This is a genomic window from Flavobacterium endophyticum, assembly GCF_003634455.1.
Taxonomy (GTDB): Bacteria; Bacteroidota; Bacteroidia; order Flavobacteriales; family Flavobacteriaceae; genus Flavobacterium; species Flavobacterium endophyticum.
Map to the genome: position 1 here is coordinate 1 of NZ_RBLC01000006.1, position 23,176 is coordinate 23,176.

A 23,176-nucleotide genomic window follows, 5' to 3' on the forward strand; every position below is an offset into this window, starting at 1 on the left:
TCGCTGCCGAAACTGCTGTCAATCCAATATGTCTATGAACGTGTTCTTCTATTCTTTCGCCTCTCTCGAAGCGGGTGCAAAAGTACGATTATTTTATTATCTCGCAAGTCTTTTGAAAAGTTTTTTTCAGAAATTTAATTTCTTTTTTACTTTTAAAATCCTTACTCAATATTTCAATGAATCCTCACTGTTGCGGGGCGCAAAGGTAAAATCCTTTTTTATTTCTGACAAGCTTTTTTGAAAATATTTTTTAAATTTATTTTCTCAATTCCCATCATCAATATTTCAAAAGAACTTCGCTGTAATTGCGGGTGCAAAAGTAAAATCTTTTTTTCTTTTCTGCAAATTTATCTTTAGAAATTTTATTTTCTTTTTAAACTTACTTTCTGTCAGTATTTACTTATGAACTTCGCTTTCAATGCGGGTGCAAAAGTAGCACCTTTTTCTGCTTTCGCAAGCTTTTTGATAACTTTTTTTTGATGTTTTCTTAAATTAAAACTTAACTTACTGGAAAGCAGATTCTTGATTCAAAAAAATTTTTCAACCTTTTTAAGATTGACAGACCTTGCAACAAATACAAGCTTTACAAATCCTGCTATTACATCATAACACGCCCTCTTACTATCCCTTAAAAACAACCAGATTATGAAATGCTAAGTGATTTTAGTAGCAGAAAAAGCTTTATGCTTATATATATAAAGGTATTATGAATTTATAGTATACATATATATTGTATGTGTTTTGAGAAACTTCTATATTTGCGGTCATAAATTTTATACGATGATAAAGATTACGTTACCCGATGGGTCAGTTAAAGAGTTTGCGCAAGGCACAACTCCGATGGATGTCGCAAAAAGCATTAGTGAAGGATTGGCAAGAAATGTTATTTCTGCTTCTTTCAATGGAACTACTGTGGAAACCGCAACCGAACTGACGACCGACGGGTCACTCATATTATATACATGGAATGACAAAGATGGCAAAAAAGCTTTTTGGCACTCCACTTCTCACGTCATGGCACAAGCTTTAGAAGAATTGTTTCCTGGAATCAAACTGACTTTAGGGCCAGCGATTGATAATGGATTCTATTATGATGTAGATTTTGGCGATCAGAAAATCACTGAAGCCGACTTCAAAAGAATTGAAGATCGCATTTTAGAGATTTCAAGAGGAAAATATGAGTTTAAAATGCGTCCAGTTTCTAAAGCGGAAGCTTTGGATATATATAAGGATAACGAATACAAAACAGAATTGATCTCTAATCTTGAAGATGGAACCATTACGTTTTGTGACCATGCTAACTTTTTTGATTTATGCCGCGGTGGACACATTCCGAACACAGGAATCATCAAGGCCATGAAAATCATGAGCGTTGCTGGTGCTTACTGGAGAGGTGATGAAAAGAACAAGCAGCTGACTCGTGTTTACGGAATCTCTTTCCCTAAGCAAAAAGACTTGACTGATTATCTTGAGTTGCTAGAAGAAGCCAAAAGACGCGACCATAGAAAACTAGGAAAAGAACTTGAATTGTTCGCTTTCTCACAAAAAGTGGGACAAGGTCTTCCGTTATGGTTGCCGAAAGGCGCTGCTTTGAGAGACCGACTAGAGCAATTCTTAAAAAAAGCACAAAAGAAAGCAGGCTACGAACAAGTAGTAACGCCACATATCGGGCAAAAAGAATTGTATGTGACTTCTGGACATTACGAAAAATATGGTGCAGATAGTTTCCAGCCAATTCATACGCCAGCTGAAGGTGAAGAATTTTTATTGAAACCAATGAACTGCCCTCACCACTGTGAGATTTTCAACGTAAGACCTTGGTCATATAAAGATCTGCCAAAGCGTTATGCTGAATTTGGTACCGTATATAGATATGAACAATCAGGAGAGCTTCATGGCTTGACTCGTGTTCGTGGATTTACTCAGGATGATGCGCATATCTTCTGTACTCCAGAACAATTGGACGAAGAATTCAAAAAAGTAATCGACCTTGTATTATATGTATTCGGTTCTTTAGGATTTGAAAACTTTACGGCTCAGATTTCTTTAAGAGATCAAGAGAACAGAGAGAAATATATCGGTTCTGACGAAAACTGGGAAAAAGCAGAAAATGCGATTATCAATGCTGCAAAAGACAAAGGCCTGAATACGGTTGTTGAATATGGCGAAGCTGCTTTCTACGGACCGAAGCTTGACTTTATGGTAAAAGATGCCTTGGGAAGACAGTGGCAATTAGGAACTATCCAAGTAGATTACAACTTGCCAGAACGTTTCGACCTGACTTACAAGGGTTCAGACAATGAATTGCACCGTCCGGTAATGATTCACAGAGCGCCTTTTGGATCGATGGAACGATTTATAGCTATCTTATTAGAACATACGGCAGGAAATTTCCCAATTTGGTTGATGCCAGAACAGGCTATTATATTGTCTTTGAGCGAGAAATATGAAAATTATGCCAAAAAAGTTTTAGATTTGCTAGAAAATCACGAAATTCGCGCCCTAATTGACAACAGAAACGAAACGATTGGTAAAAAAATCAGAGAAGCTGAAGTTCAAAAGTACCCGTTTATGCTGATTGTCGGCGAGGAAGAGGAGAAAAACGGAACCATTTCTGTACGCCGTCACGGTCAAGAAGGAAAAGGAAATATCAGCGTTACAATTGAAGAATTCGCTTCTATTGTCAATGAAGAAATAAAAAAGACATTAAAAACATTTACAGTTTAACTTAAAATTTTAGAGCCATAGCAATAAGAAACAACAGAGGTTACCAGCCTCGAGTAGAAAAAAAAGACGCACACAGGATTAACAATTTGATTCGTGTTCCAGAAGTGCGCCTTGTTGGAGATAACGTTGAGCCGAAAGTCTACAAGACATCAGAAGCTTTAAGGATGGCAGAAGAGCAGGAACTTGACTTGGTCGAGATTTCTCCAAATGCCGAACCTCCAGTTTGTAAAATCATGGATTATAAAAAATTCCTTTACATGCAGAAAAAGCGTGAAAAGGAGTTGAAAGCAAAATCTACTCAAATTACAGTAAAAGAGATTCGTTTTGGTCCGCAGACGGATGAGCACGATTATGAATTCAAAAGAAAGAATGCAGAGAAGTTCCTAAAAGAAGGTTCTAAGCTGAAAGCTTTTGTTTTCTTCAAAGGCCGTTCGATTATCTATAAAGATCAAGGACAAATTCTTTTATTGCGTTTGGCTCAGGATTTAGAAGAATACGGGAAAGTAGAAGCTTTGCCTGTGTTAGAAGGAAAGAGAATGATTATGTTCATTGCTCCGAAGAAGAAGAAATAAGTCGAAAAGTGGAAAGTCATAAAGTCAAAAGTCATTAGCCTTCAAACTTTACAACTTTTAAACTTTAGACAAAAAATAGTAAGTAAGACAAATTAAATACACTAGGAAAAGATGCCTAAAATGAAAACCAAATCTAGCGCCAAGAAACGTTTTAAAGTTACTGGTTCTGGAAAGATTAAAAGAAAGCACGCTTTTAAAAGTCATATCTTGACTAAAAAGTCTAAAAAGCGTAAATTGGCTTTAACTCACTCAACTCTTGTTCACAAGACTGATGAGAAAAGCATCAAACAACAATTAAGAATTATCTAATAGTTAAAAGTTAGAAAGTCTTAAAGTCGAAAGTCCCTGACTTTTTACTTTAGACTTTACCTCATTAGACTATCGATAATCTTTAGGTTAAAAAACATTTAAATAACCTTGGAGTATGGCTTTAAGTTCCTTTGATTAAATTCAGGACGCCTGCTACAAAAACACATTAAAATTATGCCAAGATCAGTAAATTCAGTTGCTAAAAGAGCAAGAAGAAAAAAGATAATGAAGCAAGCCAAAGGTTTCTTTGGTAGACGTAAAAACGTTTGGACAGTTGCTAAAAACGCGGTGGAGAAAGCCATGGTTTATGCTTACCGCGATAGAAAGCAGAACAAAAGAAATTTCCGTGCATTATGGATTCAACGTATCAACGCTGGAGCTAGATTGGAAGGAATGTCTTATTCTCAATTCATGGGGAAAGTAAAAGCTAACGGAATCGAATTGAACAGAAAAGTTCTTGCCGATTTAGCGATGAACCACCCAGAAGCTTTCAAAGCAATACTTAATAAAGTAAAATAAACGTTTTATAAATCTATTTGTCTTACTTACCATAAAGAAACCATCTCGAAAGAGGTGGTTTTTTTGTTATGTATTATATTTGTTTTATGGATCGGCTAATTACACATATCAGGAAGACTATTAATCTGGATGATTCGGAAGCAGCAATCGTCTCTTCCTATTTCGAATATGAAACAGTAAAAAAGAAAAAACATCTAGTCGAAGAAGGACAAACCGTCCACAAGCAATATTATATCCTGAAAGGCTGCCTGCGTATCTATACCCTTAATACCAAAGGAAATGAACAGACGCTCCAATTCGGAATCGAAAACTGGTGGATTGCCGACTATCTGGGTTTTCTGGGCCAAACTCCTTCCAACTATTTTATACAGGCCGTAGAAAACTCAGAGGTTATTTCGATAGACAAAAATTCATTAGACGAATTGCTTTCTCAACTTCCTAAGCTCGAAAAGTATTTCAGACTAACATTCCAGAAATCATTAGGCGCTGCACAGATGCGTATCAAATATCTTTTTACTATGACGGCCGAAGAAAGCTACCATCATTTCAACAAGAATTTCCCAGAATTTGTACAGCGCGTGCCACAATATATGCTTGCCACCTACCTTGACTTTACGCCCGAATTCATGAGCAAGATTAGAGCGGGAAAAGCCTGATTTCATTTCTTAAAGTAGTTTAAGTTTTTTACGACTGAGGTTGCAGAACTTTGTCATGAACTTTAAAACACATCATAATGGAAACCAGAGTAAACATCCTGAAAACAACTCCAGAAGCGTATAAAGCCATGATGGCATTAGAAAAATTCATTGCTTCTACTTCTTTAACTCCAACCCATAAAGAACTTATCAAAATCCGCGCTTCTCAAATCAACGGTTGTGCCTACTGTATCAACATGCACACGAGAGATGCCCGCAAACTAGGCGAAACAGAACAAAGAATCTATCTGCTGAACTCTTGGAGAGAAACAAAACTTTATACCGAAGAAGAACAAGCTATTCTTGCCCTGACAGAAGAGGTTACGTTGATTCAAAATCACGTGTCAAAAGAAACTTACGACAACGCCAAAAGATTGTTTGACGAAGAATACCTCGCAGCCATCATCATGATGATCACGACCATCAATGCCTGGAACCGCATAGCCATTTCTACAGAAATGCCACTAGACTAAAACAAAAAAAGCCTGACGATAATCGTCAGGCTTTTTTTGTTGAATTATATATTACAAGAACATTCCGCCAGAAGCTTCAATTCGTTGCGCCGTAATCCATCCCGCTTTTTCAGAACAAAGAAAGGCAACTATGCCGCCAATATCAGTTGGCTGCCCTACCCTTCCTAAAGAAGTTATTGACGACATGTATTCGTTCAAGCCTGGATGCGATTCAAAGGCCCTTTTTGTAAAATCGGTTTCGATAATTCCGGGCGCTACCATATTGGCGGTAATCTTTCTATTGCCTAATTCTTTCGCAAGGTATTTCGTAAAGACCTCAATAGCGCCTTTCATTGAAGCATACGCTGCATAGCCCGGCGTAGCAAATCGTGTCAATCCTGTTGAAACGTTTACAATCCTGCCGTTGTCGGCAATAAAAGGCAATCCTTTTTGCGTAAGGAAATAAACGCCTTTAAAATGCACATTCATCAGGTTGTCAAAATCTTCTTCTGTAGTATCAGCAAACAAAGAGTGGGCATCAATTCCGGCATTATTCACTAGAAAGTCAAAAGTAGTACGGTTCCAGTTGGCGGCTAATGCTGCCGAAAGCCGTTCGTAAAAATCAGCAAACGATTTTGTATTGGCTACATCCAACTGCAGCGAAACCGCTTTAGTCCCGATAGCTTCTATCTCTTTTACGACAGCTTCTGCTTCATCTTTATTGTTTCTATACACCACCACGATATCATTTCCTGATTTCGCGAGTTCCAAAGCCATGTTTCTTCCCAGTCCTCTATTGGCACCTGTTATAACTGCTATCTTATTTGTTTTGTCCATTTTTCTAAATTTTAATTGTTTTGATGGTACAAAGTTAGCGCGAAGGCACTTTAAAAATATGGTGACTGTTTCAGATTAAATGGTGACAGCTTCCGTTTTTAAAAAAAACTTTTCTTCCAACACCTGTTCTCGGTATTGTTTAGGAGTAAGTCCGGCAAAGCGTTTAAAGAATTTTGTAAAATTAGAAGGATCAAACGTAAGTAGCGTGGCAATCTGCCCAATCGAAAGTTTGTTTTCTTCAAGCATCGATTTGGCAATAACCATGATCTTTTCTTCAAAGAAAAAGCAAGGTGCTTTTCCGGTAACCAGCTTTATGGTATTGCTAAGATGTGTGGGATGGATAAACAATTGCGCGGCAAGATCTCGAATTTCAAACATTTCTGTAGCCCTTCCTTCCAGAATATCCAGCAGATGCTTGTCGATTTCTTTTAAGAAATCGGCAGTAATCTCGTTTTGCCTTGCCAATATTTTTTTCGGAATTACAGCCATCGTGCTTCATTTGTGTATTCAAATTTACGGAATTCCAAACAATCCCGTTGAAAAAGAAACCTAAGAAATCGCCAAAATATTTCGATTTAAAAAAACGCAGGATATTTTAAAGTAATTTTATCTCCCGTTCGTCTTCCTTATCATGAAAGCGGAGACCAGCCTAACTATGGAGGAAAAACCTAAAAATACGATTTCTAGCACCGTCAGCAAGTTCGGAAAAGGACTGACTTCTTTCGTTCGCGGAAAGGTAAACAGTTCGGAAGATGCCGAAGACGTGCTGCAGGAAGTATGGTATCAGCTTAGCAATTTTTCAAACATCGACGATATCGAAAGCATGAGCGGCTGGTTATTTCAGGTTGCCAAAAACAAAATCACAGATTTATATCGAAAAAAGAAGCCCGAAGCGCTGGAGAATTATTCTTATGAGAACGACGAAGGCGAATTTTCGTTTAAAGAAATCCTGCTTTTAGACGATTCCGAAAATCCAGACCTCGCCCTTTTTAAAGAACTCTTTTGGTCTGAGCTGCTCAAAGCGTTAGACGAGCTGCCCGAAAACCAAAAACAAGTTTTTATACTCAATGAAATTGAAGACCTCACATTGCAGGAAATTGCCGACCAAACCAACGAAAACATCAAGACCATCATTAGCCGAAAAGGCTATGCCGTCAAATACCTCAGAAAGAAACTCAACTATTTATATCAAGAAATAAATTATTAAAACTATAAAAATGGAACGATCAGACAGAAGATACCGAAGAAGAAAACCTTTCTTTTTATTCATAATTGCCGCATTATTTGCTTTGGGTGCCGTAGTGATGTTTTTATGGAATGCCATCCTTCCGGATATTGCGGCCGTTTCTGCCCTCACCTATTGGCAAGCGCTCGGACTTTTACTCTTGTCACGAATACTTTTTGGCGGTTTTAAATGCAGACCAAGGAATCATCGAGGGCCTTTTGCCCATCCGAGATTTAGAGAAAAATTCATGAACATGTCGAGAGAAGAACGAATCAACTTTAGGAACGAATGGAAAGAACGGTTCAAAAGATAATATCTCGCCAACACAAGCCATCAGTTTTTAGGTGATGGTTTTTTTTTAATGTATTTAAAGTAAAAATCCATCAGCAGCGTCTTCCTTACTAAATAACAATCAAAATTAAAAAGATGAAATCAATTTTAAGATCAATCGCAATTGGAATCCTGATAGGCGCTTTGGCATTTTTCGCCTTTCAATTAGTAATCACATTTTTAATTATCGGAGGAATACTAATGCTTTTAAGCCGAAGACGTTTTGACAGACGCGCCTTCGGAGACCAAAGATTTGGCGGCCATCGTTTTGCTTTCGCCGATAAGATTAGAAACATGAATGACGAAGAATACGATTCTTTCAAGAAAAACTTCGAAAACAGAAGATGCCGCAACCACAGAAAAGAAACAGAATAACTTTAATCAAAACACAGCATGAGAAGAAAAACAAAAATTTTACTCACTTTAGCCATCGCAATACTGACTTTTGCGAGCCTAAAAGCTTTTGTTCCCGAAAAATTTCAAGACAGGCGTTGCTATCATAGGGAAGATTGCAACAACAATCATCAATCAAAAAGCGAACATTAACGTACGCATCAATCAAAAAAGCATCCTATTATGGGATGCTTTTTTGTTAAAGTCTCGGATAAATATAAACAAATTGTGTTTCTGATGTATTCTTTTACTGGGATAAAATATGCTTTTTATTTTCTCGGCAACAAACGTCATGCTAGCAGTAGCAAGACATTGAGATAAAAACCCAAAACTTACGAAGGAATCTAATCGGTTCTGTATTGCAACAACTTTATGCTGACAGAATTTATCCTATGCTAACAGAAAAACCTCTTTTTCAGTCTACATCTACAAATTGCTATACGGAATCTGTCTTATGCAGTTTGAAACTATTTATTACTACCTGCATTTGTAAATTGCTATATGGAATTCGCTTTATGCTGTTTGGAAAAATATTTATCTGTCAGCATCTGAAGAATACTGTACTGCATTGGGTAGATTCTGTCAGCATCTATGAAATGCTAAAAGATTCTACTCAATGCTGTACTACAATAACTTTTTTCTGTCAGTATCTGTGAAATGCTAGAAGAATTTACTCAATGTTATACTACAATAACTATTTTCTGTTAGTATGTGTGAAATGTTAGAATAATTTTCTAGATGTTATAAAGAGAAACATTTTTTCTATATAAAATTTGACAGATGTCATACAGCATTCTTATAGAAATAGAGTGCTTGATTAAAATTTTGGTAGTTTAGAGAAAAATAAAAAGGTATCTACCCATTTTATAGCATAGTGAGCAAGTATAAAGGCGAAATTATATCGTAGCCAAAATCTAATATAAACTTACGTTTTCGTTTAAATATAGGCAACTAGGAGAAGTTTACAGTAAATCAATTACAGGATCTTGCTAGTTATTATTTTTTAATTCTAATTTCATCATTATATCCGTCTGTTCATCATCTCCTAACTTAAAAATGTGTTTATCAAATTCAACAAAACCATTTTTCTTATAAAAACTTATTGCTCTTGGGTTTTCTTCCCATACTCCTAACCAAACATAGTCAGCATTAGTTTGCGAAGCAACCTCTATTGCTTTGTCATAAAGCAACTGGCCGACCTTTTTTCCATGAAAATCTTTTAAAACATAAATACGCTCAATTTCAAGAGCCTTATCGTCTTTTAGTTCTGTTTGAGATTCTCCGAAATTTATTTTTAAATAACCTATTATCTCGTTGTTAAGTTCTGCGAAATAAAATTCTGAATTTTTACTATTAAGTTCTGCAGTCAACTTATCTAAAGAAAAACCATCTTCTAGATATTTATTCATGTTTTCGGAGGTATTTGTCTCTGAAAACGTTTCTAAAAAGGTTTGTCTGCCAATTTCTTGCAGTAAATTAATACTGTTTAAATCAACTCTTTTGATTTCAATACTTACCATTATTCTTATGTGTGTCTAATTAAAAACTTCCTCATTCACACCATCAAAGCTGGCAAACACCATGCTTGGGTGCGAATCTTGATGAAAAATGTTTCCGTCTTTATCAATAGCAATAGCTCCTGCAAAACCATCAAAAGGTTTTAGCTCGTTGAATGTTTTTTCAAACGCTTCTTTTAAAGAAAAGCCATCGGTCACGCGGGTTACGATCTTAGCCGCAACGGCGCCGCTAACAATATCTTCGCCTACGCCTGTAAGGCTCACCCCGCAGAATTCATTAGCATAGTTTCCGGCAACAGTAGCAGAATCTGATATTCTTCCTGGAATTTCAAACCCCTTTCCTCCTGTTGATGTCGCTACGGCAATTTTTCCATCGCTGTCTAATGCTACACAGCCTACGGTTCCGGTGCCTAACGATTGCAATTTGGCTTCGTATTCTGCACGTCGTTGCGGAATTTCGGTAGAAAATGCCTCAAAACCATGCTTTCGTGCAAAATTGGTAGCGCCGCTTCCGCCTAAAACCTTATCGTCGTAATCCAGTAGAATCTTGGCAACTTGAATCGGGTTTTTTACTTCTTCGATATTAATGACGCCACTCATCTTGTGTGCAAAGCCGTCCATCAAAGAAGCACTCATACGTATCTTTCCGTCGCTTTGTATCTGAGAGCCGATACCTGCATTAAACAGCTCGTCGTCTTCTAAAAGCGAGACGGCATACACGGCGGTTTCTAAAGCAGAATGTGTTTTTAAAAAAGCATGCGCGTCTTTCGCAATGCGCAACAATGCATTTTGCTTGGCAACCTTAGTTTCCTGACTTGTAGATGACTCCGAAAAAAAACCGCCGTGAATTATAATTTTCATGTCTTTAAACGTATTGCGAAGATTGGATGTGCATTTTGTTGGTTTTCAAATCATACGTATCGTATTTGCTCATCACGTGAACAATCAGATTGTTGATAGAAACGGGCTGTCCTAATTCAATCTGCGTCAGATTGGTATCTTTAATCTGGCGTCCGTCTACTAAGATTACCAATCCAGAGCCTATGGCTTCCATCTTGTTATCTATAATAAGCAGGCCGGTATCTTCTCCTAAACCAATTCCTAATACTTTAGGATTACCTACAACCGCCTGGAACAATCGTCCGATTCTTCCTCTCTGCACAAAATGCGTATCGATAATCACGTCGTCTATCAGTCCGAGTCCGCTTGTAATCTTCACTTCACCTTTTAGCAAAGCTTCAGAGCTGCTTCCTTGGTAGATCATATTGGTTGAAGCTGCAGCCGCTCCTGCAGAAGTTCCTGCATATAAAAATTCTTCGTTTCTATATTTATCTAATAAGATATCATGAAATTCTGTGCCTCCTAAAATTGATGTTAGTCGTAGCTGGTCGCCTCCGGTAAACATCACGACATCGGCTTCCCGTAATCGCTGCAAGACTTCAGGTTCTGTAGCCTGCTCTCTTTTTTCGATGTGGAGTACATCAACGTTGGTGGCATTCAGGTATTGCAATGCCTTTACATATTCTGGACCTACTTCTCTTGGTATTTTTGACGCTGTGGTTACGACTTCAATTCTTGATTTTTCTTTGTGTTTTGATTCAATCAGCAACCTTTTTAATATCCCCGTCTCGAAGAAATTCAAATTGTTGGCCACATTGGCATCAAAACTGGCTTCTGTAAAACTTCCTTTATCTACAGCACCACCAATAATCATTAATTTTCCTTTTATATTCATTTCAAATGGTATGTGAATTCGGTAAAAATAACCAAAAACTTAAAAAACACAATTAATCTGGGGAGTTTTATTCTAACTTTTTACAATTCCGTTTTTACGCTAGTCTTGTTCTAAAGAATTAAAAAAAATTTGATTGATATTTTAAAAAAAATATTTTAGTACAGTCGTATTATAATTTTTTTAACTAAATTTCTAAAAAATATATAGCTTGCAGTATACAGATTTCGACAACTAAATATAAACGGCTGTAAATTAATAATTTACAATAAAACTAACCCATCATTTATGAAAATACTAAAGATACAAGCCTTGCGAGGACCTAACATTTGGAGCGTTCAAAGAAAAAAACTAATCCAGATGCGTTTGGATCTTGAGGAAATGGAACAATATCCGACCAACAAGATCGACGGTTTTAAAGAAAGAATTGAAGCCATGTTTCCTACTATGTACGAACATCGCTGTTCCGAAGGAGTTCCCGGAGGTTTTTTTATGCGCATCGAAAGGGGTACATGGATGGGCCATGTTATTGAGCATATTGCTTTAGAAATCCAAACACTGGCAGGGATGGAAACGGGATTCGGAAGAACCCGCGAGACAAAAACTCCCGGAGTCTATAATGTCGTTTTTAGCTATACCGAAGAAAATGTAGGGCTGTTTGCAGCCGAGTCTGCCGTGGCTATTGCCGAAGCGCTGATTGCAGGAACAGAATATGATCTGGAAACCGACATCCAAAAAATGCGGGAAATTAGAGAACGCGTCCGTTTAGGGCCTAGTACCGGAAGTATTGTGGAAGAAGCCGTTGCAAGAGATATACCGTGGATTCGTTTAGGAACTAATTCATTAGTACAACTTGGTTATGGAATCAACCAGATGCGTTTTCAAGCCACGATTACCTGCAAAACCAGCAGCATTGCGGTAGATATTGCCTGCAATAAAGAAGAAACCAAGCGTATGCTGGACAATGCTTCGATTCCTGTAGCCAAAGGCGACATTTGCGTAGATGAAGAAGGTTTAGAAGAAACGATCAAAAAAATAGGCTTCCCGATTGTCATCAAACCGCTAGACGGAAATCATGGCAAAGGAGCTTCAATTAACGTGATGAATCTTCAAGATGCCAAAGAAGGACTGATTTATGCACAAAAATACAGCCGTCGTGTTATCGTAGAAAAATTTGTGACGGGTTTCGACTTCCGCGTATTGGTTATCGACAACAAGATTGTTGCTGCCGCGCAGAGAGTTCCTGCACACGTAAAAGGAAACGGAACAAGCACGATACAGCAACTGATTGATACTGAAAATCTCGACCCAAGAAGAGGCTATGGCCATGAAAACGTATTAACAGAGATTACCGTTGACCGCGATACTACAGATTTGCTGGCAAAGATGAATTATACGCTAGAAACCGTTCCGAGAAAAGGAGAAATCGTATATCTAAAATCGACTGCCAACTTAAGCACAGGAGGAACTTCTGTAGACGTTACAGATATGATGCATCCTGAAAATATTTTCTTGGCCGAACGAATTTCAAGAGTCATCGGACTGGATATTTGCGGTATCGATATCATGGCAGAGAACCTGACACAGCCGCTGAATGAAAACGGTGGCGTCATCTTAGAAGTGAATGCCGCTCCCGGTTTTAGGATGCACTTAGCTCCATCCGAAGGATTGCCAAGAAATGTGGCTTCTCCTGTAATCGATATGTTATATCCTCCAGGAAAACCAAGCCGCATTCCGATTATTGCTGTTACGGGAACGAATGGAAAGACAACGACAACGCGTCTTCTGGCGCATATCGTAAAAAACAACGGATATAAAGTAGGATTTACGACTTCGGACGGAATCTACATCCAAAACCACATGCTCGAAAAAGGAGATACGACGGGACCGATAAGTACCGAATACATCTTAAAAGATCCTACTGTAGAATTTGCCGTGCTTGAAACGGCGCGTGGCGGAATTCTCCGTTCCGGTTTAGGTTTTAGCCGCTGTGATATTGGAATCATCACGAATATTTCTTCTGATCATTTGGGATTGAACGACATCGATACGCTTTCTGATTTAGCTCGCGTGAAAAAAGTAGTTGTCCGCAGCGTGAAAAAAGATGGCTGGGCAATCTTGAATGCCGATGACGACGAGTGCGTAAAAATTGCTTCGGAGCTGGAATGCAACGTTGCTTTTTTCAGTATGGACGAAGAAAATCCGCTCGTCAAGAAATTAGGAAAAGAAGGAAAGATTGTAGCCGTTTATGAAAACGGATACATTACGATAAAAAAAGGCGACTGGAAAATACGCGTTGAAAAAGCCGCGCACATTCCGTTGACCTTGGGCGGAAAAGCCAAATTTATGGTTGCGAATGTCTTGGCCGCCACGTTGGCTTCTTATTTATGGGGATTCAAAACGGAAGATATCAGCCTTTCGCTGCAGACATTTATTCCTAGCGTGGCACAGACTCCGGGGAGGATGAACATTTTTGAATTTAAAAAATTCAAGGTGATGATTGACTTTGCGCATAATCCGTCAGGATATATGGCAATTGAAGACTTGCTCAACAATATTGAGGCTACTAGAAAAATAGGAATCATTGCAGGCGTTGGCGACCGACGTGACGAAGATATTAAAGAATGTGGTATGATTGCCGGAAGAATGTTCGATCATATCATCATCCGTCAAGAAAAACACCTGAGAGGAAGAACCGAAGAAGAAATCATCAACTTGATCTTAGAAGGCATCGAAGAATCCGGAAGAGACATTACGTATGAGATTATTCCGAAAGAAACCGAAGCTATCAAGCATGCTATAAACAGCGCAGATGAAGGTACTTTTATCACTGCCTTGAGCGATGTTGTTACCAATGCTATCGAAATCGTACAACAATATCTCGACAAAGAAAATGAAGACGGCATAGTTTAGTTTAAAAAATACATAAAACTGCTTAAATGCAACATCTTTGTTGCTTTAAGCAGTTTTTATTTTTCTTCAATTATTTAATTAATTCTTATATTTATTCCCTAAGAACTCCCTAAAAATTAAATAATAATGAAGAAAATTACCTTATTGATTCTATTTTTCAGTACTATTATCCATGCACAAGATACAGGATGGGTCTGGGCTAAGACTTTTGAAGACATTAGCAATGCTGCAATTACAAGTTCTTTTATAGACAATCAGAAAAACAGTTACCACATCGGCACTTTTAGTGGTGCTACGTTGACTATTGGAGAAACGGTGATTAACAATTCCAGCGATATTTTGGGCAATCCGACAATAGGCTATCAGGATACGTATATTACCAAGCATGATTCAGAAGGAAACGTTCAGGTTCTCAAGCATTTTTCTGGTTCAAAATTCGAAGCGATTACTTCTATCGCTTATGACAACAATGCTCATTTTTATATTACCGGACATTTTAATGGCGACATGACTATCGGTACCAATACGTATCAAACTCCCAATAATGAAACCAAGAGCTTTATAGCCAAATTGGACTTGAACGGTAATGTTATTTGGAGCAAACAGATAAATTATAACGGGAGTGCACTCCTAAAATATAAGGACAACTACTTGTATGTTGCCGGGACTTATACAGGAAATACTTTTACGTTAGATAATATTACGGCGCCGAGTGTTGGATATACCGCTGTAGTCACCTATATGGACAAGACTTTTGTCGCCAAGCTTGATTTGAACGGAAATGCGATTTGGCTCAAATCGTCAACGTATAATGGCAGCGCGACCATTGAAGAACCGCATAGAATTGGAACGCAGCCTAGAGGCTTGGCTGTCGACAATCTTGGAAATGTATATGTTGCAGGAATGTTTTTTTGCCGCGCTACTTCTTTCGGATCTATCAATCTGACAAAGTCGGTTACCACGAATAATGCGAATCTATTTATTGCCAAATACGACAGTACGGGCAATGTGTCTTGGGCGTCTACGGCTGCGACAAATTCTAGCGCGCATAGCATCGTGACGGATCTTGCTACCGACAGCAATAATAATGTCTATCTTATCGGACAGGTATATCGATCTACGGTAAACTTTGGCGGCACCACTTTAAATTTCCCTGGAAATTATGGCTCATATCTTGTAAAATATGCTACGGCAGGCAATGTTCTTTGGGCGAAAGCAGCAAAAATAGCGACAGATGCGCAGCCTAGCACGGGTATAGGAACTAACTTTTTTAGCCGTATGTTTATTGACAACAGCAATAACATTCATGTAACGGGCATTTTTACATCGTATATTAACTTTGGCAACAACTTCTTTATCCAGAACGACAATTATAATACGAACTTATTTTCTGTAAAATTTGACACTAATGGTACTGCGAGCGACTTTTATAAATTAACAGAAGCTGAGAATTCAAGAGACATCAAGATTTTAGATATTTCGGCAGATCAGAATGTGGTTTATTTTAGCGGCAAGACGTCGAATCCTACTTTTACTTTAGGAAATATTACCTTGGCCAATCCGAATGGCAAAAGCCTTACGTATATCGCAAAGAGAGATAAAACGTTAAGTATTGAAGAGCATTCTGGAAAAGGATTTACTGTGTATCCAAACCCTTCACAAGACCAGCTTTATATTTCTGGATTGGATGCTGCAGAAGCGATGTATTTTACCGTATTTGATCTGACAGGAAAAAGAATAAAGTCTATAGAACCTACCAACACGGACACAATTGCTATTGATGTTAAAGATTTGGCTTTGGGCACGTATGTCTTAAAGATAGAAAATGGCACGACGCAAAAAAGCATCAAGTTTATAAAAAGCTAAACCGTTAGCTTCCTTTTTAAAAGTACAAATCCCAAGCAGCAGCTTGGGATTTTTTATTAAAATATAGACATTCCTGTTTTGGTTGTAAACAACTCCAGAGCATTCATGCCTAATTCTGAATTTCCTTTCTCGTTAAGACGCGGGCTCCAAGTAACAATCGTAAAGTGTTTCGGGAATAAGGCAGCAATACCGCCGCCGACGCCACTTTTTCCCGGAAGGCCAACCTTATAGGTAAACTCTCCTGATTCGTCATAAAAGCCGCAAGTTTGCATCAGCGCATTTAAACGTTTGACATGGCTTTTTGACAAGACTTGTTTTCCGTCTATCGTCTTGCCTTCGTTTGCAAAGAAATAGAACGAATGGGCCAGTTCTTTACAAGTCATTTCGATAGCGCATTGGTGGAAATAGAAATCTAAGACGGTTTCTACGTCGTTTTCAATATTCCCAAAAGATTTCAGGAAATTGGCTAATGCCGCATTTCGAAATCCGGTATCTTTTTCGGATTGTGCGACTTTTAGATTAAAGTCAATGGATTGCGTGCCAGAAATCGTCCTGATAAAAGCCAAAAGGTCTTCTTTCGGATTTTCAAGATGGGTCACCAACATATCAGCAATGACCAATGCTCCAGCATTAATAAAAGGATTTCTCGGAATTCCCTTTTCAAATTCAAGCTGAACTAAAGAATTAAAAGCAGTACCGGAAGGTTCCACGCCTACCCGTTTCCAGGTTTCTTCTCCTAAAAAAGAAAAAGCCAATGCTACGGTCAGGGCTTTAGAAACACTTTGGATTGAAAACTTTTCGTTGCTGTCGCCAATGCCATAATCCTGTCCTTTTATAGTCGTAAGGTGTATGCCGAATTTATTTGGATCTATTTTTGCCAGCTCTGGAATCGTATCAGGGACATATCCAATTTGCGGAAAGGATTTGGCTTCTTCGAAAACCTCCTCTATTATTTTTTGATAATTCATTCCCTTGGCCGACTAGGTTTTTAGCTTTTTCTTCCTAGCCGCAGGAAAGAGTACATTGTTAAGTATGAGCCTATAGCCTGGGGAATTAGGATGAAGGTCTAAAACGGTAGGAGCATCGCCTACCCTATGTTGATAATCTTCTGGATCGTGTCCGCCAAAATAAGTAAACATTCCTTTCCCTTTTGTACCATGGATGTATCTTGCTTCATTATTCACTTTGTTTTCGCCCATGACCAAAACGCTAGACTTAATCCTGTCGCTGTCAAAAGAAGTCGTCTGTCCCATGAATCCTTTGATTAATTGCGTATGGTTTTGGCAGAGCATACTCGGAATCGGGTCCCATTTTGCAGAATAATCCATTAAGGTGAAATAATCCTTCTCGGGCATGATGTTTCTTTTCTGCGTCATGTCGATATCCGAAAACTCATAAACAATAGGGTTTCTTTCCAGAATGTAATCCTTAAACGCAAAGCTATTATTGTAGTCGATTTTAGATTGGTAGTTTCCTTCGCTTTCGTCACCGTCAAACATCGGTTCGCAAATATCGACACCTTCTGCCGCTAAGGCGATGTCAAAACTGTCGGTTGCAGAACACATGGCAAACATGAATCCACCGCCAATCACAAAATCGCGGATCTTTTTTGCCACGGCTAATTTTTCTTCGGATACTTTACTGTAGCCTAATTTTTTAGCGAGCTCTTCAGCTTCTTTTTTCTGCTCAATATACCAAGGCGCATTTCTATAAGCACCAAAAAACTTACCGTATTGTCCGGTAAAATCTTCGTGGTGCAAGTGAAGCCAGTCGTATAACAGCAAGCCATCTGACAAAACCTCTTCATCATAAATCGCCGTAAAAGGAATCTCGGCATAGGTCAAGACCAAGGTAACGGCATCGTCCCAAGGCTGTTTGCCTTTTGGCGTATATACGGCAATCTTCGGGGCTTTTTCTAAAACTACCGTTTCCATATTTTGGGAAGGACTGCTAATTTCATCTAAAATCTGGTTTGCCTGTCCATCCGAAAGCAGTTCAAAACTAACGCCGCGAATCTGGCATTCTTTTCGTATTTCCGGTGCATCGGGCAAAAGAAAGGAACCTCCTCTGTAATTCAACAGCCAGCTCACTTTATAGTGCTTGTCTAATGACCAATAGGTAATTCCGTAGGCTTTTAAATGATTCTGCTGCGACGATTCGTCCATCGGAAGCAAAATAAAAGAAGCCCATGAAGGCATGGAAATCAAGAGCAATAGAAGTGTATGGAATAGTTTTCTAAAAGGCATTCTAAACTTTTTATTTCAAAGATAACGGTTTTTGAGAAAGTAAATTATAAAAAAATCCGCCCAAATGAGCGGATTCTGATTTTATTTAGAATGGAACATCGCTGTCATCATCCACGCTGTTCATATTGCTACCGAAAGCATCGTTAGCCGATGGCAGATTTTTTGTCAAGAATGGATTGTCTTGCATGTTCATTTTGGAAGGCAGATCATCAAAGCTGGTTCCGTATTCGTCAAGGTTATCGAACTTACCGAGATTTCCGATGAATTTCAGCCTTACGTTTTCCAAACTACCATTTCTATGTTTCGCGATGATAAATTCGGCTTGCCCTTCTGTTGGCGAGTGTTCATCATCGTCCCATTCGTCAATTTTATAGTATTCCGGACGGTAGATAAACGAAACGATATCCGCATCCTGCTCAATCGCTCCCGACTCCCTAAGATCCGAAAGTAACGGTCTTTTGCTCGAACCACGCGTCTCTACCGCACGCGAAAGCTGTGACAGTGCAATCACAGGAACATTAAGCTCCTTTGCTAATGCTTTCAGGTTTCGAGAAATGGTAGAAATCTCTTGTTCACGGTTTCCTCCACCCTTTCCGTTACCGCCTGCTGTCATCAGCTGAAGGTAATCGACAATGATAAGCTTGATTCCGTATTGCGAGGCTAAACGACGTGCCTTAGCTCTTAAATCGAATATCGAAAGCGACGGCGTATCATCAATATACAAGGGTGCTTTTTCAAGGTTTTTTACCTTGATACTCAACTGTTCCCATTCGTGTTTTTCTAATTTTCCGGTACGAAGTTTTTCGGAAGAAAGTCCGGTTTCGGAAGAAATCAGACGGGTAATTAGCTGTACAGAAGACATCTCTAGAGAGAACAAAGCGACAGCATGTCCGAAATCAATCGCAATATTTCTTGCCATCGACAATACGAAAGCGGTCTTACCCATACCCGGACGTGCTGCTATAATGATCAAATCACTAGGCTGCCATCCAGAAGTTACTTTGTCTAGTTTTTCAAAGCCGGTAGCAACACCGCTCAGACCTTCCTTATTCGCAATTTCTTCGATTCTTTTCTTTGCTTGAATCACCAAGCTTTGTGCCGTTTCGGAACTTCTTTTGATGTTTCCTTGCGTTACTTCGTATAATTTAGATTCGGCTTTATCAAGCAAATCAAAAACATCGGTCGTTTCATCGTAAGACTCTTCGATAATTTCAGAAGAAATCTTGATCAAGCTTCGTTGGATAAACTTTTGGAGAATGATCCTCGAGTGAAACTCGATATGTGCTGAAGACGAAATTTTTTGCGTAAGCTGAATCAAGTAGAAATCACCACCAGACAAATCCAGTTTTGCACTCTTTTTAAGTTGTGCTGAGACTGTTAATAAGTCAATCGGCTGTGAATCGTTGAAAAGCTGTACAATAGCTTCAAAAATATACTTGTGGGCTTCTTTGTAAAAAGCATCTGGCTGGAGAATATCGATCACCTCATCCACCCCTTTTTTATCAATCATCATCGCGCCCAAGACAGCTTCCTCCAAGTCGAGCGCTTGCGGCGGGAGCTTTCCTTTTTCGAGATTGATTATAGTAGTTTTGTCTACTTTAATCGGGTTTATATTTCTGAGATTTTCCATAATGCGAATGTAACTAAAAATTAAAAAAAAATGCCTTTGACTTGTTAGTTACCGTATGTTTATAAGTATTAAAATTGTGTTGATAACCAAAAAAAAATCCGAAACCACGGGGCTTCGGATTTAGTTCTTCTTTTCGTAAGGTTTACTCTTTAAATTCGCCCATTTTGCTGTATTTATCCATTCTTTGGGATACTAATTCAGCTGTTGATAAGTCTTTTAATTCGTTATATCCTTTCAATATGTATTTTTCTACTGATTTGAACGTGGTATCTCTATCATAGTGAGCGCCGCCTAGCGGTTCAGGAATGATATCGTCGATCAGCTTTTGTTTTTTCATGTCAAATGAAGTCAGTTTTAATGCTTCAGCTGCTTGTTCTTTGTATTCCCAGCTTCTCCATAAGATGGAAGAACAGGATTCTGGAGAAATAACAGAGTACCATGTATTTTCTAACATATATACTTTATCACCAACACCTATTCCTAACGCGCCACCTGAAGCTCCTTCTCCAACAATTACAGTGATGATTGGAACTTTCAAACGGATCATTTCAAGGATGTTTCTTGCAATGGCTTCTCCTTGTCCTCTTTCTTCGGCTTCCAAACCTGGATAAGCTCCCGGAGTATCCACCAAAGTCACTACAGGAATTCCGAATTTCTCTGCCATTTTCATCAAACGCAACGCTTTACGGTAGCCTTCTGGGTTTGCCATACCAAAATTACGGTACTGGCGTGTTTTGGTATTGTATCCTTTTTGCTGTCCGACAATCATGAACGACTGTCCACCAATTTTTCCTAAACCACCAATCATCGCCTTGTCGTCTTTGAAATTTCTGTCTCCAAAAAGTTCTAAGAAACTATCTCCACACAATGCATTCACATGATCCATTGTATACGGACGACTCGGATGTCTTGACAACTGTACACGCTGCCAAGCAGTTAGGTTTTTATATATATTTTTCTTGGTTTCTTCTAGTTTTTTCTCAATCTGCTTGCAAGTATTCGATACGTCAATGTCTGATTCTTGACCAATTACTTGGCATTTGTCTAACTGGTCTTCAAGTTCTTTTATAGGGAGCTCAAAATCTAAATATTCCATAGGACTTGTGCATTTTTAGTTTGGTTCGAACTGCAAAGATAGAATTTTCATTTAAGAACGAAAGCTTATTTAGAAAAGATTTAAAGCCTTATGGTCTTAAAAAAACAAACTTCAAAGAAGCCTGCTATTAATCAACTTGCAGTGATTTTTTTGATTTATAATTCTTTAGGATACCGTTCAATATTACGGTTGCCAAGATAATGAGGGCACCGATATAAAAAGCAGGGCTCATCTTTTCTTTGTCTCCTAAAATAAAATAGGCAAGCATGATTCCGTAGACCGGTTCCATGTTGGTCGTAAGCATGACAGTATAGGGAGTAAGCTTTTTCATTACGTTTACGGATGCTGTAAAAGCATAAGCCGTACATACTGAAGAAAGTATCAGCAGCAAAATCCAGTCATTTAGTGAAACCGTAAAAAATTCTGGCGTAAACTTCCTTCCATATAACAGATAGAGGGATACAAAAAAGACGCCTGCAAAAAATTCGTAAAGGGTAATTACAGACGGGTCATATTCGCGAATTAATTTTCCGTTAAAAAGCGTAAACATGACGCCTAAAAAAACTGAAATCAGCGCATACACCATTCCTAAAATGTATCGGGTCTCGACCTGCATGATCATCAAAAGTCCGCCGATGATTATCAATCCGAAGAAAACTTCATACCAAAGCATTTTTCTATTGAAGAAGATCGGTTCTAATATCGAAGCGAAAAATGCGCCAGTTGAAAATACTGCCAGCGTAATAGAAACATTGGAGACATTTATTGCTTTAAAGAAGAAAATCCAATGTAGAGCAATCAGCAAGCCAACGCCAATCAAATGGAAGAATGATTTGCAAGGAATGCGCCAAGGCTTTTTGGTGATAAGAACGTATAGGAGCATAAAGATTCCGGCCATCAGCATTCTGTACCAGACAACGGATTCTTCTTTTACCGTAATCAGTTCGCCAAGAATTGCCGTGAATCCCCAGATAAAAACAATCAGATGTAGATTTAGATAGCTTTTTAGGTTGTTATCTTTTTGCATTCCGAAGCAGGTATATAGCTAAAATTCCAAAAACAAAGTTAGGAAGCCAAACGGCTATAAAAGGCGGTATGCTTGATTTTTCAGCTAACGTTCCGAAAATCTTATCAAAAAAGATAAAGGTAAAGGCGAGTCCAATTCCGATAGCAAGGTTCATTCCCATTCCGCCTCTTCTTTTCATAGAAGATACGGCTACCGCGATAACTGTCAGGATAAATGCGGACACGGGAAGGCTGTATTTTTTATACAATACCACGAGATAGGTGTTTATATTGGAAGAACCTCTTTCTCTTTCTTTATCAATAAAATCGTTCAATTCGCCTACGGTCAGCGTTTCCGCGATATAGATAACAGGAGTCAGATCTTCAAGATCAAATTTAAAAACCGTGTCTTTTTTTGTGACAGTTTCCAGCCTATCATCTAATATACCGAGAGTCCTTTTGGTGTAGTTGTACATGGTATACGTGCTATCTTTTTCATTATAGCGTATACGGCTTGCATTGATAATAAAATCAAGCTTGTTGTCTTTGAATTTCTTCAGTGAGAAATCGAAAGCGGTTTTTGAATTAATGTTGAAATTGCTGACATAAATAAACTCGCCTGGACTGATTTCTCTGTATACATTCGATGTTTCTCTCGTTTTATTGTTGCCTTTTAAATAAGTATACCTAAAATCATTAAACCCTTGGCTTGCCTTGGGCACGATAAAAAATCCCATTAGTAAGGCCAAGACCGAGATAATCGTAGCACCAATAATATAAGGACGTAAGAATCGGCTAAATGAAATTCCGGAACTTAATATAGCAATAATTTCCGTATTGTTAGCTAGTTTTGAAGTAAACCAAATAACCGATAGGAACAAGAAAATCGGAAAAAGAAGATTGGCAAAATAAATCGTGAAATTCAGATAATAAAAGGCAACTTCAACAAATGGCACTTTGTTCTGAAGGATCTTATTAATCTTTTCAGATACGTCGATAACAATCCCAATCGGAATAAACAGAAACAGCATCACAAAAAATGTGGCTAAATATCTTTTCAGGATATATTTGTCAATTATCTTCATTCTTCTTGTAGATAGTTAGTTTAGTTT

At 38.4% G+C, this 23,176-nt stretch carries 22 protein-coding genes; 11 read left to right on the forward strand and 11 right to left on the reverse strand.

Features of this window, described 5'->3' with window-relative positions:
* Nucleotides 1-780: 780 nt before the first annotated feature.
* The 6 genes from thrS (at nt 781) to CLV94_RS15825 (ending at nt 5,295) form a co-directional block, all read left to right on the forward strand.
* Complete coding sequence (gene thrS / locus CLV94_RS15800; protein ID WP_121377489.1) at nt 781-2,727, forward strand: threonine--tRNA ligase; 1,947 nt, start codon at nt 781-783, stop codon at nt 2,725-2,727.
* A 17-nt stretch (nt 2,728-2,744) separates the two neighbouring features.
* Nucleotides 2,745-3,299 (forward strand): translation initiation factor IF-3, encoded by a 555-nt coding sequence (gene infC / locus CLV94_RS15805; protein ID WP_379730629.1) that lies wholly within the window; start codon nt 2,745-2,747, stop codon nt 3,297-3,299.
* 111 nt (nt 3,300-3,410) lie between these two features.
* Complete coding sequence (gene rpmI / locus CLV94_RS15810; RefSeq protein WP_091398482.1) at nt 3,411-3,608, forward strand: 50S ribosomal protein L35; 198 nt, start codon at nt 3,411-3,413, stop codon at nt 3,606-3,608.
* A 174-nt stretch (nt 3,609-3,782) separates the two neighbouring features.
* Nucleotides 3,783-4,127, forward strand: coding sequence for a 50S ribosomal protein L20 (rplT, locus tag CLV94_RS15815; protein ID WP_121377491.1), 345 nt, complete (start codon nt 3,783-3,785; stop codon nt 4,125-4,127).
* An 86-nt stretch (nt 4,128-4,213) separates the two neighbouring features.
* The gene (locus tag CLV94_RS15820; protein WP_121377492.1) at nt 4,214-4,783 is read left to right on the forward strand and encodes a Crp/Fnr family transcriptional regulator; all 570 of its coding nucleotides are present in this window, start codon (nt 4,214-4,216) and stop codon (nt 4,781-4,783) included.
* 77 nt (nt 4,784-4,860) lie between these two features.
* On the forward strand, nt 4,861-5,295 hold the full coding sequence (locus CLV94_RS15825; protein WP_121377493.1) for a carboxymuconolactone decarboxylase family protein: 435 nt from the start codon (nt 4,861-4,863) through the stop codon (nt 5,293-5,295).
* Nucleotides 5,296-5,346: 51 nt separating this feature from the next.
* Here the strand turns inward: CLV94_RS15825 and CLV94_RS15830 are convergent, their stop codons facing one another.
* Nucleotides 5,347-6,111: an SDR family NAD(P)-dependent oxidoreductase gene (locus CLV94_RS15830; protein ID WP_121377494.1), complete on the reverse strand. Its 765-nt coding sequence runs from the start codon at nt 6,109-6,111 to the stop codon at nt 5,347-5,349.
* 75 nt (nt 6,112-6,186) lie between these two features.
* The gene (locus CLV94_RS15835; RefSeq protein ID WP_121377495.1) at nt 6,187-6,600 is read right to left on the reverse strand and encodes a helix-turn-helix domain-containing protein; all 414 of its coding nucleotides are present in this window, start codon (nt 6,598-6,600) and stop codon (nt 6,187-6,189) included.
* 142 nt (nt 6,601-6,742) lie between these two features.
* Here CLV94_RS15835 and CLV94_RS15840 point away from each other — a divergent pair, with 142 nt between their 5' ends.
* The 3 genes from CLV94_RS15840 (at nt 6,743) to CLV94_RS15850 (ending at nt 8,041) form a co-directional block, all read left to right on the forward strand.
* Nucleotides 6,743-7,318, forward strand: coding sequence for an RNA polymerase sigma factor (locus CLV94_RS15840; RefSeq protein ID WP_245982627.1), 576 nt, complete (start codon nt 6,743-6,745; stop codon nt 7,316-7,318).
* A 10-nt stretch (nt 7,319-7,328) separates the two neighbouring features.
* Nucleotides 7,329-7,649: a hypothetical protein gene (locus tag CLV94_RS15845; RefSeq protein ID WP_121377496.1), complete on the forward strand. Its 321-nt coding sequence runs from the start codon at nt 7,329-7,331 to the stop codon at nt 7,647-7,649.
* A 113-nt stretch (nt 7,650-7,762) separates the two neighbouring features.
* Nucleotides 7,763-8,041, forward strand: coding sequence for a hypothetical protein (locus CLV94_RS15850; protein WP_121377497.1), 279 nt, complete (start codon nt 7,763-7,765; stop codon nt 8,039-8,041).
* A gap of 1,007 nt (nt 8,042-9,048) precedes the next feature.
* Here CLV94_RS15850 and CLV94_RS15855 read toward each other — a convergent pair.
* From CLV94_RS15855 to CLV94_RS15865, 3 genes are read right to left on the reverse strand one after another with little or no spacing between them, the layout of a single operon-like run.
* A complete protein-coding gene (locus tag CLV94_RS15855) occupies nt 9,049-9,579 on the reverse strand; it encodes a GNAT family N-acetyltransferase (RefSeq protein WP_121377498.1) in 531 nt (176 codons plus the stop codon).
* Nucleotides 9,580-9,594: 15 nt separating this feature from the next.
* Entirely contained in the window at nt 9,595-10,437 is an 843-nt protein-coding gene (locus CLV94_RS15860; RefSeq protein ID WP_121377499.1) for an isoaspartyl peptidase/L-asparaginase, read from the reverse strand.
* A gap of 4 nt (nt 10,438-10,441) precedes the next feature.
* Nucleotides 10,442-11,311, reverse strand: coding sequence for a cyanophycinase (locus tag CLV94_RS15865; protein ID WP_121377500.1), 870 nt, complete (start codon nt 11,309-11,311; stop codon nt 10,442-10,444).
* A gap of 285 nt (nt 11,312-11,596) precedes the next feature.
* On the opposite strand from CLV94_RS15865, the gene cphA reads away from it, so the two are divergent.
* Both cphA and CLV94_RS15875 read left to right on the forward strand, forming a co-directional pair.
* The gene (gene cphA, locus CLV94_RS15870) at nt 11,597-14,221 is read left to right on the forward strand and encodes a cyanophycin synthetase (protein WP_121377501.1); all 2,625 of its coding nucleotides are present in this window, start codon (nt 11,597-11,599) and stop codon (nt 14,219-14,221) included.
* 126 nt (nt 14,222-14,347) lie between these two features.
* The gene (locus CLV94_RS15875; RefSeq protein WP_121377502.1) at nt 14,348-16,087 is read left to right on the forward strand and encodes a T9SS type A sorting domain-containing protein; all 1,740 of its coding nucleotides are present in this window, start codon (nt 14,348-14,350) and stop codon (nt 16,085-16,087) included.
* Nucleotides 16,088-16,143: 56 nt separating this feature from the next.
* Here the strand turns inward: CLV94_RS15875 and CLV94_RS15880 are convergent, their stop codons facing one another.
* The 6 genes from CLV94_RS15880 to CLV94_RS15905 form a co-directional block, all read right to left on the reverse strand.
* Nucleotides 16,144-17,055, reverse strand: a complete 912-nt coding sequence (locus tag CLV94_RS15880) for a glutaminase (RefSeq protein WP_121377503.1) — start codon at nt 17,053-17,055, stop codon at nt 16,144-16,146.
* Between the two features lie 12 nt (nt 17,056-17,067).
* Nucleotides 17,068-18,333, reverse strand: a complete 1,266-nt coding sequence (locus tag CLV94_RS15885; RefSeq protein ID WP_121377504.1) for an asparagine synthetase B — start codon at nt 18,331-18,333, stop codon at nt 17,068-17,070.
* Nucleotides 18,334-18,418: 85 nt separating this feature from the next.
* The gene (gene dnaB / locus CLV94_RS15890) at nt 18,419-19,963 is read right to left on the reverse strand and encodes a replicative DNA helicase (protein ID WP_121377505.1); all 1,545 of its coding nucleotides are present in this window, start codon (nt 19,961-19,963) and stop codon (nt 18,419-18,421) included.
* Between the two features lie 142 nt (nt 19,964-20,105).
* Nucleotides 20,106-21,059, reverse strand: a complete 954-nt coding sequence (locus CLV94_RS15895; RefSeq protein ID WP_121377506.1) for an acetyl-CoA carboxylase carboxyltransferase subunit alpha — start codon at nt 21,057-21,059, stop codon at nt 20,106-20,108.
* A gap of 127 nt (nt 21,060-21,186) precedes the next feature.
* Nucleotides 21,187-22,086 carry a DMT family transporter gene (locus CLV94_RS15900; RefSeq protein ID WP_121377507.1) on the reverse strand — a complete coding sequence of 300 codons (900 nt, stop codon included), beginning with the start codon at nt 22,084-22,086 and terminating at the stop codon, nt 21,187-21,189.
* Nucleotides 22,073-23,149, reverse strand: a complete 1,077-nt coding sequence (locus CLV94_RS15905; protein ID WP_121377508.1) for an LptF/LptG family permease — start codon at nt 23,147-23,149, stop codon at nt 22,073-22,075. Before CLV94_RS15905 ends, CLV94_RS15900 begins: the two co-directional genes overlap by 14 nt.
* Nucleotides 23,150-23,176: the final 27 nt, after the last annotated feature.